Origin of the sequence: Sporomusa sp. GT1 (genome assembly GCF_014634905.1) — a bacterium.
Taxonomy (GTDB): Bacteria; Bacillota; Negativicutes; order Sporomusales; family Sporomusaceae; genus Sporomusa; species Sporomusa sphaeroides.
On the sequence record NZ_BMBX01000004.1, the window covers coordinates 44,472 to 61,060 of the forward strand.

Genomic DNA, 16,589 nt, shown 5'->3' on the forward strand with positions numbered 1-16,589 from the left:
ACATTTATTCGCTTTCATGGCGCACGATTCCTCTTCTGCCGCCACAGTAGGATTTGAACAGCCGGGAATAAACCGGCAATAACAGTTACTGCGCTTTTGCCAGCAGACTTTAAACTCCTAATTGGCATTTGCCATAACCAGTAAATGATTAAACAGCAAAATTCTACCTTATTAGAGCAAAATTACCGGCAGGTAATTGCCCGCCAAAGTGAAACTACTAGTTAAAGTCAGTATATAGCCTTTCGAAACAAAGAGGAGGGGTTTATGTGAACAAAATCATGATTTCTCCAGGCCGTTATGTACAGGGCGCCGGCGCTCTGGGTGACATCGGCAAACATGTTGCCGGTCTGGGAACTAAAGCCTTAGTCCTTGGTGGCAAACGCGGCCTTGACACCATCCAAGAAGTGCTGGAAGCCAGTTTTAAAGAACACAAGGTCAGCTATATCATTGAACACTTTGGCGGCGAATGCTCACACCCCGAAATCGACCGGATAGTAGCCAACATCAGGCAGAATGATGTTAATATCATCGTTGGCGCCGGTGGTGGCAAAGCACTGGATACTGCTAAAGCCGCCGCGTACACAGCAAAAATCCCGGTTGCTATTGTTCCGACAATTGCTGCAACCGATGCACCCTGCAGCGCTTTATCTGTCATTTACACCCCGGAAGGAGTTTTTGATTCCTATCTGGTATTGCCGAAAAATCCTGATTTGGTACTTGTGGATACTGCCGTTATTGCTCAGGCTCCTGTCCGCCTGTTTGTATCAGGAATGGGCGACGCACTGGCTACCTGGTTTGAAGCCGATGCCTGCGCCAAAGCCTTTGCCGGCAATCTCCCCGGCGGCTTATCCACCTCCGCCGCCCTGTGTCTGGCCAAGCTATGTTATGATATTTTAATCGAATACGGCCTACATGCCAAATTAGCACTGGAGCAAGGTGTCGCCACCGAGGCTGTGGAAAAAGTAGTAGAGGCTAACACACTGCTGAGCGGACTTGGTTTTGAAAGTTCAGGTCTGGCAGCAGCTCATGCAGTACACAATGGCTTGACCGTATTGCCGGAAACCCATCATGCCTATCATGGCGAAAAGGTTTCTTTCGGTACACTTGTCCAGTTAGTACTTGAAAATCGCTCATCCCGCGAGCTGGAGGAAGTACTGCATTTCTGCAAATCTGTTGGCCTGCCTGTTACCCTTAAAGAAATCGGTGTCGAACATATCACCCCGGAAAAAATCCGTCAGGTAGCCGAGGCGACCTGCGCTCCTGGCGAAACCATCCATAACCAGCCTTTCAGCGTTAGCCCCAATACTGTTTATGCCGCCATTCTGGCCGCCGACGCAATTGGCAATGCTTATCTCAAACAAAAGTAACCACAATATTATCTATAAAGTAAATTACGAAAGCATTATTTGTCGTCTTCCTTGGACAAATAGTGCTTTTACTTTTTATTGGTGCTACCCCTGGAATAACTTTACTGCTAACTCATCAAGTTCTCCAGCCATTATATTCACCTGTTCAACTTCTCTGGCCACTTCAGTTATAGCACCAGATACCTGACCAATCATATTTTCAATGCTGTTAACCTGGCGATAGTTTTCCTCGCTGTCGGCTTGTATCATCTTGACCACTGTTTCAACCTTTTTTACCGAATCGGCACACGAAACCGCAAGATTGCGTATTTCCGCAGCAACCACCGCAAAGGAACGGCCCTGCTCGCCAACCCTGGCCGCTTCGATAGCCGCATTTAACCCTAGAAGGTTAGTCTGGGTTGATATATTTTTTATCAAATTTAAAACAGCCTCGGTTTCCTTAACATATTTCATTGATTCACTCATACTCTGAGAAGACTTGTTACTAACAGCGGCAATCTCCTGTGCTTGTGCCGAAATCTCTTCCGAGGTACTTGCCAGCATACTAATACTTCCCGCTAAGTTTTCCGCCATGTCCTTTAGCTCTTCCTGGCGGTCAACCGGCTCAGCAACAGATATGCAGCCTATTACTTCCCCAATTTTATTGCTAATTGGGTACGCATAAGCAATATACGGAACACCAAAAAGAGACTTATCGGCCTTGACAACAACCCGCCGATTCTCCTCCATGGCGGTAAATACTGATGTTCCAGGTTTTAGCAAGGTTCCCGGGGAAATGCTTAAGTCAATTTTTTTGCTTGGTTTTGCTAATAAATACTTTTCCCTGTCAGTTACGGCAACGCAAAAATCATTTGGCAGCAATTCTGTCAAATACGGGGCAACATGAAGAAAATAATTCAGTACTTCTGTGTTTGTCATACAGGTAATCCTTTCTCATTCTTTGTTATCAGAATGTGGAGCAAATAGAAAATCCCCCAGTCGGAGGATTTTTCTATTTTATTCCACATAACTTGCCTTTAATGAGGTATTAAAAGAATACCTGCAATTGCAACTATATTGCCGATGATGAACAGAAGCACAGAAAATCCCATTAAATCGCGAAGATTCATGTTAGCGATAGCAAGCAGCGGCAAAGCCCAGAACGGGCAAACGATATTCCAAATACTTTCGCCCCAGGCTACCCCCATCGCAACTTTCCAAGGTTCTACTCCCAAGGTGGCTGCTGCCGGCAGCATAAACGGCGCCTGAACAACCCAGTGACCGCCAGCGGAAGGGACAAATATGCTAATAATTAGCGATGAAAAATAACAAGCCAGTTCAAAAGTATCATAGGTAGCAATGCTTAATAAGCAGTCAGAAATAACATGAACCAATCCACTGCCATGCATAATGCCCATAATACCGGCATAAAAGGGGAATTGCAGAATAATGCCACTGGCAGTAGAAGTGCCTTTACTGATAGCCTTAGCATAATTATGCAAAGTACCATGAGCCAATATGCCTAATACAATAAACATAAAAATCAAAATATTAACATTAAGGTTAAATCCATGTTTCATGAAGTAAGCAATAAGATAAGCAAGACCGGCTAATCCCAGCGTATAGTTGAGAATAGGACTTTGATCCATTTTATCTGCCAACTGCAGCTCAGAACCGGAAGCAGCCGCATCCGACTCTGCTTCGTCTTGAAATAACGCCGGATCGGCGATAACGGTATCTTCTTTTTTAGGAAGCATAAACATGCAAACGATGGGAATTACAATTGCTAACGTAATTGTGATAAATAATGCTTGGGGATGAAATATAGTCTGAGTTAACGGAACAAGGCCCATCTGACTTTCAAGAAAATGGCCTTTGGTGTTAATTACCAGCGGAACCGAAGCCGATAACCCCCCATGGGTTATGATAATTCCTGAAAATACGGCTGTTACCAATACGCGGAAGTCTGTATCGGTATGCTGTTTTGCCGCTTCACGAGCCAAAAACCCACCGGCAATCAAGCCGAGTCCCCAGTTAAGATAATACAGGCCCATCGAGACAAAACCAATAAATAATATAGTTTGTTTTGGCGTGCGCGGAATCAATACAATCTTCTGAAGCAGCTTGCGCACAATTTTCGCCGAAGCCAAAGCGTAGCCGGTTATCAAAACCAAAGACATCTGCATGGCAAAAGCTAAAATGTCAAAAAAACCTTTACCCCAGTACTCAACAATTTCCAGAGGCGATTTATTTGTTATAAATATAGCCAGCGCACCAACAAACAAAGTGATAATCCAAACAATTGTAAACGGATCCGGCAAATACTTTTGCATCAAATTTACAAAGAACATCAGTATGCGATTTATCATTACCCCACCCCATTCCTCTGTATTACCTTAGAATACCAAATCTATCTTTATTATCGCTTTCTCCTCACTTTCCAAAAATGTAGCCTTCAACTCCACACTATATTCTTTCGCAATAATCATGCCAATATAAAAAACTTATTTTATTGTGACAAAATGGAATTCATGCCATCCTGTTGATGAATATTGTCATCAACAGGATGGCATGAATTCCATTTTTACCTTGCCGCTCAGCTATTGTTGAACGATGAAAAGACGCATCAATATTGATGCGTCTTTTCATCGTTCAACACAATGCCAAGTCTTTTGGCTTTTTTTACAATGGTTGATTGATCCACCTTTAAGATTTGAGCAGCTTTTCTCGTACTGCCATATTGAGCCAATGCCTTTGCGATGGTCCTTTTCTCGATATTATTAACAATTTCCTTTAGCCCCATTACTTCGACATCAAGTTCAGCCACATAGGCCGGGTTTATATTTAACAAAGCTCCTAATTGTTCATTACTAATGGTTCCATTTGGTTCTGATATAATAACAAGTCTTTCAATTATATTTTGCAATTCGCGAATATTTCCGGGCCACGAATACTGTTGCAGCATAATATATCCCGTTTTATCCAAAGCAGTGTTTTTTGCATATTTTGAATTGTATATTTCAAAAAAATGCCGGGCCAAGGTCTCAATATCTTCCGTCCGTGACCGCAGCGGCGGAATATGTATCGGAAAAACATGCAACCGGTAGTACAAGTCCTCGCGAAACCGCCCCTGCTTCACAAGTTCTTTAAGATCACAATTTGTTGCCGCCAGAATTCTTACATCCAAAGTAATGGGTTTAGTACCGCCAATACGGGTTATTTCTTTATGCTGAATTACTCTTAGCAGCTTCGACTGTAATTCCATGGGCATATCGCCGATTTCATCAAGCAATATCGTCCCTTTGTCGGCCAGTTCAAACAATCCTATCTTACCGGAGCTAATTGCACCTGTGAATGCTCCCTTGGCATAGCCAAAAAGTTCCGCCTCCAATAGATTGGCAGGAATTGCCGCACAATTAACCTTTATGTATGGCCCCTTCTTGCGCGTACTGTTTGCATAGATTTCAGTTGAAACCACTTCTTTTCCTGAACCAGTTTCTCCTGTTATCAGTACAGTAACATCAAGATCAGCCACTTGTCTGATAAGCTTCATAACTTTCTGAGTTTCCGGGCTGTTGCCAATCATATTGCTATTGAGTTGCAGCTTTCTAAGGTGTTCTACTTCTAAAACACGTTTCACCTTATCCTGTTCCACTGCTTTCATCTTTTTTTGCGAAGCTTCCAGTTCGTCTTTCATTTGCAGTAATTTAGTAATTTCCCGATCAATGGTCACAACTTTTTTAACATTACCCTTTGCATCCAAAACGGGAATTCCGGTGATCAGCATTTTCGTCCTGTTTTTTAAACTTGCTCCCACAGCGTTTACTTGCTTTTTGCAGCGAATTACCTCCGGTGTTACTGCATTTACATAGACGCCTTCAGCCAACAGGTCGTCGACATATTTTCCTACTACTTCATCGGCGCGAATGCCTGTAATTCTGGTATACGCCTTGTTTACATACAAAGTTTTTCCTTTACCATCAGTGATATAAATCCCATCATACAAATAATCGCCAATCTCTCTAAGGTCAGCCAGTTCACTAAACACCTTCCGCAAACTGTCAACAATCTCTTGGCATGTCGCCGGTTCCAAATTAGTATTTTGAATTTTTTCTATCAAATTTTCTAATAAAGCAGCTTCTCTGTTTTCTATTTTGCCTTTCAATGCCTCTACCCCCTGTATGATTTTTAGAGAGTTAACCGTAATAATAGCCGTGTATCTTTTCACTGATAGTTTATTTGGGGGAAATGTAAATAAATAGAAATTGTTCCCTTTTATATCTTTTGGCACGAAAATTGCTTTGTATTTTGATTGAGCCTTACAACACCACACAAGGATACGCATGCAGTACCCGCAAGCAAAAAAAATTTGGCAGTTTTTGTAACGGCGGCAATCCCGGGGAATTGCTGCTACAGTGGAAAAAAATTATGAGGTGAATTATCATGAACAAAACAATTATTACAGTTGCAACAACAGGTGCTTTTCCAACCAAAGAGCATAATCCAAATATTCCTTTAACGCCTAAAGAAATCGCTAACGATGTCTATGAATGCTGGCAGGCCGGCGCCGCTGTGGCCCATCTGCATATGCGGGACGATAATGGCAACGGCACTATGTCCAAAGAAAAGTTCCGTGAGACAGTCGAGCTTATCAGAAGCAAATGCGACATTATCCTCAACCTGACTACCTCTGGTGATTTACACGCGACTGACGAGACCAGAATGGCGCATTTTATTGAATTAAAACCGGAAATGGCTTCTTATGATGCCGGTTCTATGAACTGGATGCACAGCGGCCTCTTTCTTAATCCTCCGCAATTTTTAGAAAGTCTCGGTAAAACCATGCTTGAAAATGGCGTAAAACCGGAAATTGAGATTTTTGACGCAGGTATGATTTATAACACCCTCTACTATATGAAAAAAGGGGTTGTTGCTGCGCCCGCACACTTTCAGTTTGTTTTGGGGGCTGCTGGCGGCACTGCAGCCACAGTTGAAAACCTCGTATACCTCAAGAGCTTAATTCCCCAAGATTCAACCTGGTCGGCTTTGGGTATCGGACAAGGTCATTTGCCGATTTTGTTTGCAACTCTCGCCTTAGGCGGTCATATTCGTGTAGGCATGGAAGATAACGTATATTACGCCAAAAAACAATTGGCAACCTCAAATACCCAATTCGTCTCCCGCGCTGTCCGCTTAATTAAAGAAGCTAACAAAGAAGTCGCTACTCCCGATGAAGCCAGAGAAATTTTGGGATTAAAAAAGAAATAGGCAGGTGAACAACATGATAAAAAATATTGGTGTCATCGGCGCAGGCACTATGGGTCACGGTATTGCCTTATCATTTGCCCTGCATGGCTATGACGTAAACTTATATGATACTTACGAAAATCAACTTAAAAAAGCATTGGCTGATATAGCTGATGAACTTGCCTTATTAGTAGAAGAGCATTTCATTGAGCCTGAGGCCGTACAAGCCACTCTTGCCAGAATCAAAACCTATGGTGATTTGCAGCAAGCAGTTCAGGACAGAGATTTTGTAATCGAAGCTGCTCCCGAAAAGCTGGAGCTTAAACAAAATCTTTTTAAGCAGCTTGATGACTTCTGTCCAAAACATACTATTTTAGCCAGCAATACCTCCAGCCTTCCCCTTAATGGCATGATGGCGCTGGTTCCTCCGGAACGCCAACAACGCATGCTTGTTAATCACTGGTATAACCCTGCACATTTAATGCCAATCGTTGAATTATCCTACTTTGGCAACATGCCGGAAGATATTTATAATAAAGTGGAAGCCATGTTTGCCACTGCTAAGAAACAAACCGTTAAAGTACTTAAAGATGTTCCCGGCCTGGTTGCCAACCGCATCCAGCAAGGTGTTGCCCGCGAGGTTTTCTCCCTGATCGAGATGGGTGTCGCCGAACCTGCCGACATCGATAAAGCACTCAAATTCGGACCGGCTTTTCGCTACGCAACCACCGGACAACTGGAAGTTGCCGATTTTGGGGGACTTGATATCTGGTGCATCGTCGGCGATAATCTCCTAAAAGAAATGGACAATCGCAAGGAGGCCAACGACCTCTTAAAACAAAAGGTAGCAGAGGGGAAACTCGGCCTTAAGTCCGGCGAGGGTTTCTATAAATATAACCCGGATGAAATTCCCGGTATTAAGAAAGAGTTTATGAAAAAGCTAATTCACCAGCTAAAAGCATCGGAATACTATACGCAAAAATAACTCTTTGTCAATACCAAGCAGGTGCCTACACTCATGTGGCACCTGTTTTATTATTCGAAAAAAGTATAAACTTTTCATTTGTTTTCAGCCAGGGAAACGACGTATTTACATGATTTTTTGTCCTCGCAAGTTGAAATTGCATAAAAATTCATCTCCTTTGTAAAATATGTATGAACATACTTAACATGCTATTGCAAAAATTATGCCAATAATAACTCAACATTTGAATGGTTAAGTAAAATCACCAATTAATTGCCAATTTCATTTTTCCTGAACAGCAATTACAGTAGTGCAAGCTCTATGTGCCATTCTCTCTGCCAGACTCCTTGCGGACTGTACCCAAAAGCCGCTATATACCGACATCCATTTGCGTTCCGTTAATAAGTATGAATAATGATGTGTGTCAAGGGGGTAGCAGAAGACTGTGCGAAAACGAAACTATAAATAGCCAAGAAGCAAAAAAGTACCCTGGCTTTAAAAATCAGGGTACTCATTTGGATCTTTACTTGAATTAAAAGCGGCTATCTAGGAATTCGTTATTATACTGTCTGTAATCGGCTCACTGATGTAACCATCTATCAATTCCGTTGATATTCTCAGACTGCTTTTCAGTTATACCTACTATTATTTTTAAAGAATACCTTACGGTCTCATAAACACTATTCTTCTATAATCAGCATATCGTTTTCATCAAACTTCCATGAATCAGCATAAGCCACTTCCCAATAATACCCGTCCAGATCTCTGAAATAGCCACTATATCCGCCCCAAAATACGAGCTGTGGTTGTTTGACGATACTGCCGCCTATACTTTCAATCTTGCTGAATATGCTATCGACTTCTTCTTTGCTCTTGGCATTATAGGCTAAGGTAATTCCGGAAAAGCCGTTGCTAATTGCGGGAGGATTGGCTTCGTTAATATCTTTTGCCAATTCCTCAAGTGGATATAATTCGAGTTTTGTGCCGCCATTATTAAAGAATACAATTTGTGGATCTTCCTCATTATTACATGTAGCAAATCCCAGTCCATCCCGGTAAAAAGCACGGGATTTTTTAATGTCACGCACACCTAATGCAATAAGATTGATTCTATTCATAAAGTAGCCCTCCCTTTATAACCAGCCTCCCGGCTTAGTGGTGCTAATTTTCCTACGCAAATTTTTAAAAGCATAACCTTGCCCACAGGCAAAATTATGCTTCCATCGATAATATGCTCCAGGCCCGTTAGGGTTAACTGGCGGGAGTATGTAAGAATCGAGCCCACCATCGACAGGTTAATACCAAACCGACAGTTTTGGCTGCACGAGCCATCAGGCCTCATCCACTCCCATATGAACTTAACATATATAATATAACATGAGGCTTCTGATTATTCAAGGTTCACCGTCCGCAAACAACAAACAAAGAAAATTGCACCCAAGCGGGTGCAACTCACAAAGATATCAGTGGTTTTCCTGGAGTTCTGCGGCCTCTTTCAATAGCTTAATATCTCCGCACATTGGGATACCGTCGCAAGCCTCACTCATCAGACACTTCCTGCAAATTGAATCAGCCAAAAGAGTAAGGCGAGCAGCAACTGCTTCCTGCTGATGCATACTGCCACCTCCTACCGCCAGTATACAACTTCACTTTATTCAAGACAATTACCATACCATGGATTAAACAGCACCTATTCAGCAATAACCCCAATATTTTCCTAATTAGCAGTTGAGGTCACTCATTTTGAGCTTTTTACTTATTTATTGGAAAAATTCGGTTTCCGCTTTCCTATAAATGCACTCATACCTTCTTTTTGATCGGCAGAGGCAAAGCATAAGCCAAAAACTTCGGCTTCATAAGCAATACCGGATTCCAAATCGGTATCCATGCCGGTATTTACCGCCGCTTTGCACAACTGAACAGCTGCCTGCGCGCGTGCCATAATCTTTTCAGCCAGTTCTTTAGCCGTACTCAGCAATGCATCGGCAGCAACAATTCTATTAACCAATCCAATCCGGTAAGCTTCCTCCGCATTAATCATATCGGCAGTATACAACAGCTCTTTGGCCCGGCTTTTACCAATCAACCGCGGCAAGCGCTGCGTTCCGCCAAATCCCGGTACAATCCCCAGGCTCACCTCAGGCTGGCCAAATTTAGCTTTTTCTGATGCTATGCGTATGTCGCAGGCCATAGCCAGCTCGCAGCCGCCCCCCAGGGCAAAACCATTAACAGCCGCAATTACCGGCTGCGGAAGATTTTCCAGCTTCCTGAAGATAGCCTGGCCAAATTTCCCAAAGGCCCGCCCTTCCAGCGGCGACATATTTTGCATTTCCGCAATGTCGGCGCCAGCCACAAAGGCTTTATCGCCACTGCCGGTAATTATTATTACCTTCACACTATCATCCTGCGCAATCTCATCCAGCAGACCATTCAATTCTGTCAGAAGCTCAGAGTTCAGGGCATTTAACGCCTTCGGCCTGTTTAAGGTAATCATTCCAGTCCCATTGTCAGTTTGATACAGTACATTATTATAGGTTGTCACCCTTGACACCTCCCAAACGTTGCAAAATTGCTTTCTTACCGGACAAACAAACTAGCCTGCCTTGGCCTTTTTAAATTCTTCAATTAAAGCAGGCAAAATTTCCATTACGTCACCAACTACGCCGTAATCTGCAACCTTAAAGATCGGCGCATCGGCGTCTTTATTAATGGCAATTACCACATCAGATGATGACATGCCGGCTACATGCTGAATAGCACCGGAAATACCGCAGGCAAAATAAACCTTGGGGCCAACTGTTTTCCCGGTTTGTCCTACCTGGTGGAAATGCGGTTTCCAGCCGGCATCGACAACAGCACGGGATGCCCCGACAACACCGCCAAGAACATTAGCCAGCTCCTCAATCAGACAAAAGTTCTCAGGCTTGCACATTCCCCGCCCGCCGGCAACAATAACCTCGGCTTCCTCCAGGTTGCAGGAGGTTGTACAAACTTTTACAAGGTCAAGCAGCTTGGTACGGATATCCTGGCTCCTTACCCGGCTTTCAACCCGTACAATTTCTCCGCTGCGCGCAAAATCCTGCTCAGGCCGCTTAAATACTTTCGGCCGTACAGTCCCCATCTGCGGGCGATGCTCAGGGCAAAGAATTGTGGCCATAATATTGCCGCCAAAAGCAGGCCGCGTCCAGGCCACAAGTCCGGTCTGCTCATCAATGCCCAGATTGGTACAATCCGCAGTTAGGCCGGTGCCAACCCGGCAGGCCACTCGGGGACCAAGATCACGCCCATCATTAGTTGCACCGATAAGAATTACCGATGGTTTGTAGGTATTAATTAAGTCAGTAAATACAGCCGTATAGCCATCAGTACTATATTGTTTTAACTCAGGAGCTTCTATCAAGTACACTTTGTCGGCGCCGCTGGCAAACACTTGCTTAGCCAATGCCTCCACACCGTCGCCGATTAGCACTCCGGCCAGTTTTTGCCCTTTGGTGTCAGCCAATTTCCGGCCTTCACCCAAAAGTTCATGGCTTACATTTCTGATTTCGCCTTCCACCTGCTCGATAAATACCCAGACATCTGTATAGGCTTCTTTATCAATTTTTACCGAGCTTGCCTGGGCTTCCTTGGTAATTGCACCTACAGGACATGCATCAACACATGCTCCGCACACGGTGCACGCATCGGTTATGCAGGCTTTGCCATCCTCCATAACCATTGCACCAAAGGGGCAGGAACTTATGCATGCACTGCAGCCAATACACTCTTCTTTATCAATTATTACCGCCATGTCAATGCCTCCGTTATACAATCTTTGCTTCTAATAATTTGCCAGCAAGCTTGGCTGCGGCTTCACGAGCCGAACCAGCCTGAATAAGTTCCCCCTGTACGCGTTGCTGCGGGGTAAAGATACGGCGTACTTGGGTAGGTGAACCTTTAAGGCCAAGCTGCTCCGGATTAACGTCCATATCACCGGCTGTCCAGGTAGGAATTTCTTTGCGGTTAGCTTTCATGGTTCCTTTAACTGTCGGGAGTCTTGGTTCGTTAATGGATTTCAGCACCGTAAGCAAAACCGGAGTCTGGGTTGCAATGATTTCATAGCCTTCTTCGTGTTCCCGCTCAACTTTGACAGTGCGGCCTTCCACTTCGATTTTGGAAACACAAGTTACCTGGGTCAAACCAAGATGTTCGGCAATCTCAGGCCCTACCTGGGCAGTATCGCCGTCAATCGCCTGTTTGCCGCAGATAATCATGTCTATGTGTCCCAGTTTTTTTATGGCGCAGGCCAGGGTATAGCTAGTGGCCAAAGTATCCGCGCCGCCAAAAGCTCTGTCACTAATTAACAAGGCTTCATCAGCACCCATTGCCAGGCATTCTTTAAGAGCAGCTTTAGCCTGGGGCGGCCCCATGGTAATAACAGTGACCTTGCCGCCATGCTTCTCTTTTAATTGCAAAGCCGCTTCTACCGCATTTTTATCAAAGGGGTTAACAATGCTTGGTATCCCTTGACGGATAAGCGTATTGGTAACCGGATCAATTTTTACTTCGGTGGTGTCAGGCACTTGCTTGACACAAACAACAATTTCCATTGGATAAACCCTCCTATTTCTTACCGCAACAAACTGCCGGAAATAACCATGCGTTGCACTTGATTGGTACCTTCATAGATTTGCGTAATCTTCGCATCGCGCATGAGCCGTTCTACCGGATATTCCCGGCTGTAACCATAGCCGCCAAAAATCTGCACTGCATCGGTTGCAACCGCCATAGCCGCATCGGAAGCATACATTTTTGCCATAGCAGCTTCCTGTGAATAAGGCAAGCCTTGATCTTTCAGGTAAGCGGCACGGTAAACCAGCAGACGGGCAGCATCTACTTTTGTTGCCATATCGGCCAGCATGAAACCAATGGCCTGGTTGCTGGCAATAGGCTTGCCGAATTGTACGCGTTCCTTAGCATATTTCACAGCATACTCCAGAGCTGCTTGTGCGATTCCCAGCGCCTGGGCTGCAACGCCAATGCGTCCGCCGTCAAGGGTAGCCATCGCAATTTTAAAGCCTTGTCCCTCTTGACCCAGCATATTTTCCGTAGGCACTTTTACGTCCTGGAAAATCAACTCATTTGTTAGAGAAGAATGTATGCCCATTTTATGTTCCTTTTTACCGAAAGTGAATCCGGGCATGCCTTTTTCCAGGATAAATGCCGTAATCCCTTTTACGCCTTTTGCTTTGTCCGTCATAGCAAAAACAATGTAAATCTCTGCTTCACCGGCATTAGTAATAAATATCTTACTGCCGTTCAAAATATAATTGTCGCCATCCAATACGGCCACAGTCTGCTGCGAAGCCGCATCGGTTCCCGCATTAGGTTCTGTTAAACCAAAAGCACCTTGTTTTGCGCCTTCTGCCAAGGGAACAAGGTATTTCTGTTTTTGATCCTCTGTGCCGAAATTAAAGATTGGCCAGGCGCATAGCGAAACAGTGGCCGATAAAGTAATGCCGACCCCGGCATCAACTCTGGATAATTCTTCTACGGCTAAGATGTAGCTTAACACGTCGGCATCGGCGCCACCGTATTGTTCCGGAAAACAAATACCCGCAAAACCCATTTCTCCCATTGCGTCAGCAATCTCCCGGGAAAATTCCTCTTTCTCATCACGTTCAGCCGCTCCTGGCGCTACTTCCTTTTCAGCAAAATCGCGGACTAACTTTTGCATAATTTTTTGTTCCTCTGTAAGTTGGAACTGCATAGAACTCCATCTCCTTTGTAAATAATTTATGAGCATACTTAACATGCTATTGCAAAAATTATGCCAATGAAAACTCAGCAATTAAATGTTAAGTAAAATCACCCTTTAGGGATATTGATGAAAATATTCATCACCAAAACAAGATTTTCCTGAAATATAACATTTTTCACTGATGAAAATTATCAGCTATATGATGCAAAACATCATCAGTTTTGAGCTTATACCTTAAATTGTTCTACTGCTTTTTGTAATTCTTCTGCCATTCGTGCCAATGCCTGGCTGGAAGCGGCAATTTCCTCCATCGAGGCCGATTGTTCCTGCGTGGCAGCCGAAACACTTTGTGTTTGACCTAATGTATTTTTACTAATTTTTTCAATATCTTGTACAGAAAAAACCAGTTCCCGGCTGCCTTGTTCCATTTGCTCGACATCCGCAGTAATTCCATCGGCTTGTATGGATACCTGCTCAATAAGCCTGACAATCTCCTTAAACGCCTGGCCTGCGGAATGAACAACCTCAGTTCCTACTTTGACCTCGCGGGTACCTGCATCCATAGAAGCAATGGCTTGAGCGGTATCTTCCTGAATTTCTCCAATTAATTGCGCGATTTGCTTAGCAGCATTTTGAGATTGCTCTGCCAATTTTCTTACCTCTTCGGCAACTACAGCAAACCCTCTTCCTTGCTCACCGGCGCGAGCCGCCTCAATAGCAGCATTAAGTGCCAATAGATTGGTCTGCCCGGCGATACCGGAAATAGCATCAACAATTTGTCCGATTTCTGTGGAGCGCGTCCCTAATTTAGCGACTACCTGCGCGGCATTATCTACAGCAATTTCTATTTGTTTCATTTGAGTTACCGTTATATGTACCGCCTTGTCACCTTCCTGGGCAGCACTGGTTGCCTGATTGGCAACCGTAACGACACTGCCAGCACTGCCGGTCGCATGCTGTATACTTGCCACCATCGCTGCAACCGCGTCATTGGCCTTATTCACGGTTCTAGCCTGAATCTCCGCCCCTTGCGCTACCTCATTAATAACCCCGGCGACCTGGGTAGCCGCTTGCGCAGATTGTTCAGCACTTGAAGTTAGCTGCTCTGAGGATGAGGCCACCTGCAATGACGAATTCCGAATATGTCCAATCAAGTTTTGAATATTTACTGTCATTGTCCGGAAAGAGTCAGCTAAATTGCCAATTTCATTTTTTTCCTGAACAGCAATCACAGTAGTGCAATCTCCCTGTGCAATTTTCTCTGCAACACCTTGCAATTGCTCTAAAGGTTGTACAATACGCCGCGTTACTAATGCAACAATAAAGGCTGCCAGCACTACCAAAGCAGCGGCCGAACCAGTTGACCACATGCCTATAGAAAGCAACGGTCCTTTAAATTCGTCGGTAAATGCTGTGGAAATAATAGCCCACTTCACACCAGGCAAAGCCGAATAGGCAACATATTCGTCCCGGTTATTTTCTGTAATAGCTTGAATTCCGGCTTCCTCATTCTGGATTTTTTTGATAATGCCCGCAAGTGCACTGCCTTCATCCTGGAGGGCATTATATTTTAAAATCTTATTTTCATCCTTATCTGCCACAACGGTACCGTCAAACTGATATAAGGTCGCATAGCCTGTCTGACCAATTTGGATGGATTTCACTACCTGAATCAATTCGTCGATCTTGACATTACCACCTAATATACCGACTAATTGACCATTGTTCATGATTGGAACTGCCACTACGATAGCCATTTTCCCATCGGCCTTCCCAATTAACGGATCGGAGATGACCGTTTTGCCGGTTGCCAGCAGCTCTTTGAAATAACTCCGTTCACTAATGCTGCCGGAGGTTCCGGCAGGAGAATACCAGACTCCCTGAGGATCTGATACCCAAAAGCTGCTATATAACGTCATACGTTTGCTTTCCGTTAACAAGTATGAAATAATCGCTGACCGATCACCGCTTACTAATATTGGTGAATTTGCTATGGCCTCCATTTCTGCTTTGCGTATCTGCAGCCAATAGCTAATCTCATTTGCCGCGACTTTTGTTGTATCTGTCAGGTTCTGCTCCACGCTTTGAATAATTACATCATGTGTTTTGGTATAATTGACAACAGTTAAGATTCCTGATGTTATTACCAGTACAATAATGGTTAATAACACAAAAATGAATCGAATACTTCTCACATTCTTTTCCCCTTTGATTATTGAATTTAATCGGGGCTGAGCTTGGGGATAGCTGCTATATTTGCTCATATTGTTTAACAATTTCTAATAACTTAATTCTTCAGTCTGCAGTCGGACTGCAGACTGAAGTCACTACTTGTCTTTAAAATTCCATCTTTTTATCTTTATGAAGCCATTCCAGCAGAATGGTCTCACGATTTTTTTTAATTTTGGCCAATGCCTCAGGAGTCCAGGTATAGAAGCCTTCTCCGGTTTTGGCACCCAGCTTGCCTTGCTCCACAGCGGCTTTGAGCAGCGGCGAAATCTTTGTGTCATTGCATAGATCTTCCAGAAGGTAACCGGAGATGTTGTAGAAGATGTCTAACCCGCCCAAATCAGTGCTTTCTAATGGCCCTGTCGTAGATAAACGCCTTCCCAGGCTATACTTCATAGTGGTGTCAACCGCTTCTTTACTGGCAATACCTGACTCTACTATATATAAAGCTTCACGCAGCAAGGCAAGCTGCAGGCGGTTGCCGATAAATCCCAGCGCCTCACGGTTTAAAGCGACCGGCTTCTTCCCGATCTTCTCCATCAACTGCCAGGTTACATCCACAGTTTCCTGAGAGGTATGCTTACCTGGCACCACTTCAACCAACGGAACAATATGCGGCGGGTTCCAGAAGTGGGCAACCACAAATTTATCCTTACGGCCAATTGCCTCTGCAATCTTGGTCGGACTTAAGCCAGATGTATTTGTGGCAAAAATAGTATGGGGCCGGCATATTTTGTCGAGCTTGGTAAATACCTCCTGCTTAATTGGCAATTCCTCGGCAATAGATTCAATAACAAAATCCGCATCGGCTGCTGCTTCCTCAAGGGTGGTAACCCCTTTAATCCGTGCATTAATTGCCGGAATATCAGCTGCTTTTACCAGGCCGTTTTCCTGATAAGTTGCCAGAGCGGCTTTCACTCCCGCAAAACCTCTGTCAACACTCTTGTCAGAACGTCCATACATTTTCACATGATATCCTGCCATCGCAAACATTACGGCTGTTCCAAACCCCATGGTCCCGGTTCCCAAGTTGCATATAGTTTTAATGCCTTCGACTTTCATC

At 44.2% G+C, this 16,589-nt stretch carries 14 protein-coding genes and 1 tRNA gene; 3 read left to right on the top strand and 12 right to left on the bottom strand.

From position 1 onward, the window contains the following. Positions 1–266 precede the first annotated feature (266 nt). Positions 267–1,367 (top strand): glycerol dehydrogenase, encoded by a 1,101-nt coding sequence (locus GT1_RS07690; protein WP_188398216.1) that lies wholly within the window; start codon positions 267–269, stop codon positions 1,365–1,367. Positions 1,368–1,451: 84 nt separating this feature from the next. Here the strand turns inward: GT1_RS07690 and GT1_RS07695 are convergent, their stop codons facing one another. From GT1_RS07695 to GT1_RS07705, 3 genes are all read right to left on the bottom strand, one after another. After that, positions 1,452–2,285 carry a methyl-accepting chemotaxis protein gene (locus tag GT1_RS07695; RefSeq protein ID WP_188398217.1) on the bottom strand — a complete coding sequence of 278 codons (834 nt, stop codon included), beginning with the start codon at positions 2,283–2,285 and terminating at the stop codon, positions 1,452–1,454. Between the two features lie 98 nt (positions 2,286–2,383). Beyond that, complete coding sequence (locus tag GT1_RS07700; RefSeq protein WP_188398218.1) at positions 2,384–3,715, bottom strand: short-chain fatty acid transporter; 1,332 nt, start codon at positions 3,713–3,715, stop codon at positions 2,384–2,386. Positions 3,716–3,972: 257 nt separating this feature from the next. Then, positions 3,973–5,511, bottom strand: coding sequence for a sigma-54-dependent Fis family transcriptional regulator (locus GT1_RS07705; RefSeq protein WP_223226113.1), 1,539 nt, complete (start codon positions 5,509–5,511; stop codon positions 3,973–3,975). Between the two features lie 278 nt (positions 5,512–5,789). Between GT1_RS07705 and GT1_RS07710 the strand changes: the two genes are divergently transcribed. Beyond that, positions 5,790–6,614, top strand: a complete 825-nt coding sequence (locus tag GT1_RS07710; protein ID WP_188398220.1) for a 3-keto-5-aminohexanoate cleavage protein — start codon at positions 5,790–5,792, stop codon at positions 6,612–6,614. Between the two features lie 13 nt (positions 6,615–6,627). Beyond that, positions 6,628–7,578, top strand: coding sequence for a 3-hydroxyacyl-CoA dehydrogenase family protein (locus tag GT1_RS07715; RefSeq protein ID WP_188398221.1), 951 nt, complete (start codon positions 6,628–6,630; stop codon positions 7,576–7,578). Between the two features lie 659 nt (positions 7,579–8,237). Here GT1_RS07715 and GT1_RS07720 read toward each other — a convergent pair. The 9 genes from GT1_RS07720 to GT1_RS07760 form a co-directional block, all read right to left on the bottom strand. Next, positions 8,238–8,675 carry a VOC family protein gene (locus GT1_RS07720; protein ID WP_188398222.1) on the bottom strand — a complete coding sequence of 146 codons (438 nt, stop codon included), beginning with the start codon at positions 8,673–8,675 and terminating at the stop codon, positions 8,238–8,240. Between the two features lie 138 nt (positions 8,676–8,813). After that, positions 8,814–8,907: transfer RNA gene (locus tag GT1_RS07725), tRNA-OTHER, on the bottom strand. A gap of 113 nt (positions 8,908–9,020) precedes the next feature. Then, on the bottom strand, positions 9,021–9,173 hold the full coding sequence (locus GT1_RS07730; RefSeq protein ID WP_188398223.1) for a hypothetical protein: 153 nt from the start codon (positions 9,171–9,173) through the stop codon (positions 9,021–9,023). A gap of 140 nt (positions 9,174–9,313) precedes the next feature. Beyond that, positions 9,314–10,099: a short-chain-enoyl-CoA hydratase gene (locus GT1_RS07735; protein WP_188398224.1), complete on the bottom strand. Its 786-nt coding sequence runs from the start codon at positions 10,097–10,099 to the stop codon at positions 9,314–9,316. 51 nt (positions 10,100–10,150) lie between these two features. After that, the gene (locus GT1_RS07740) at positions 10,151–11,347 is read right to left on the bottom strand and encodes an electron transfer flavoprotein subunit alpha (protein ID WP_188398225.1); all 1,197 of its coding nucleotides are present in this window, start codon (positions 11,345–11,347) and stop codon (positions 10,151–10,153) included. Between the two features lie 13 nt (positions 11,348–11,360). Further along, positions 11,361–12,146 (bottom strand): electron transfer flavoprotein subunit beta/FixA family protein, encoded by a 786-nt coding sequence (locus tag GT1_RS07745; protein WP_188398226.1) that lies wholly within the window; start codon positions 12,144–12,146, stop codon positions 11,361–11,363. Positions 12,147–12,166: 20 nt separating this feature from the next. Then, complete coding sequence (locus GT1_RS07750) at positions 12,167–13,306, bottom strand: acyl-CoA dehydrogenase (protein ID WP_188398227.1); 1,140 nt, start codon at positions 13,304–13,306, stop codon at positions 12,167–12,169. 218 nt (positions 13,307–13,524) lie between these two features. Next, positions 13,525–15,492 (bottom strand): methyl-accepting chemotaxis protein, encoded by a 1,968-nt coding sequence (locus GT1_RS07755; RefSeq protein ID WP_188398228.1) that lies wholly within the window; start codon positions 15,490–15,492, stop codon positions 13,525–13,527. Between the two features lie 142 nt (positions 15,493–15,634). Next, positions 15,635–16,588 carry a 3-hydroxyacyl-CoA dehydrogenase family protein gene (locus GT1_RS07760; protein ID WP_188398229.1) on the bottom strand — a complete coding sequence of 318 codons (954 nt, stop codon included), beginning with the start codon at positions 16,586–16,588 and terminating at the stop codon, positions 15,635–15,637. Position 16,589: the final 1 nt, after the last annotated feature.

What these genes read in the sequence shown, in the direction of transcription:
- GT1_RS07715 (WP_188398221.1), top strand. Translation starts at nt 6,628, where the DNA reads ATGATAAAAAATATTGGTGTCATCGGCGCAGGCACTATGGGTCACGGT.
- GT1_RS07700 (WP_188398218.1), bottom strand. Translation starts at nt 3,715, where the DNA reads ATGATAAATCGCATACTGATGTTCTTTGTAAATTTGATGCAAAAGTAT.
- GT1_RS07740 (WP_188398225.1), bottom strand. Translation starts at nt 11,347, where the DNA reads ATGGCGGTAATAATTGATAAAGAAGAGTGTATTGGCTGCAGTGCATGC.
- GT1_RS07730 (WP_188398223.1), bottom strand. Translation starts at nt 9,173, where the DNA reads ATGCATCAGCAGGAAGCAGTTGCTGCTCGCCTTACTCTTTTGGCTGAT.
- GT1_RS07760 (WP_188398229.1), bottom strand. Translation starts at nt 16,588, where the DNA reads ATGAAAGTCGAAGGCATTAAAACTATATGCAACTTGGGAACCGGGACC.
- GT1_RS07745 (WP_188398226.1), bottom strand. Translation starts at nt 12,146, where the DNA reads ATGGAAATTGTTGTTTGTGTCAAGCAAGTGCCTGACACCACCGAAGTA.
- GT1_RS07720 (WP_188398222.1), bottom strand. Translation starts at nt 8,675, where the DNA reads ATGAATAGAATCAATCTTATTGCATTAGGTGTGCGTGACATTAAAAAA.
- GT1_RS07695 (WP_188398217.1), bottom strand. Translation starts at nt 2,285, where the DNA reads ATGACAAACACAGAAGTACTGAATTATTTTCTTCATGTTGCCCCGTAT.
- GT1_RS07750 (WP_188398227.1), bottom strand. Translation starts at nt 13,306, where the DNA reads ATGCAGTTCCAACTTACAGAGGAACAAAAAATTATGCAAAAGTTAGTC.
- GT1_RS07710 (WP_188398220.1), top strand. Translation starts at nt 5,790, where the DNA reads ATGAACAAAACAATTATTACAGTTGCAACAACAGGTGCTTTTCCAACC.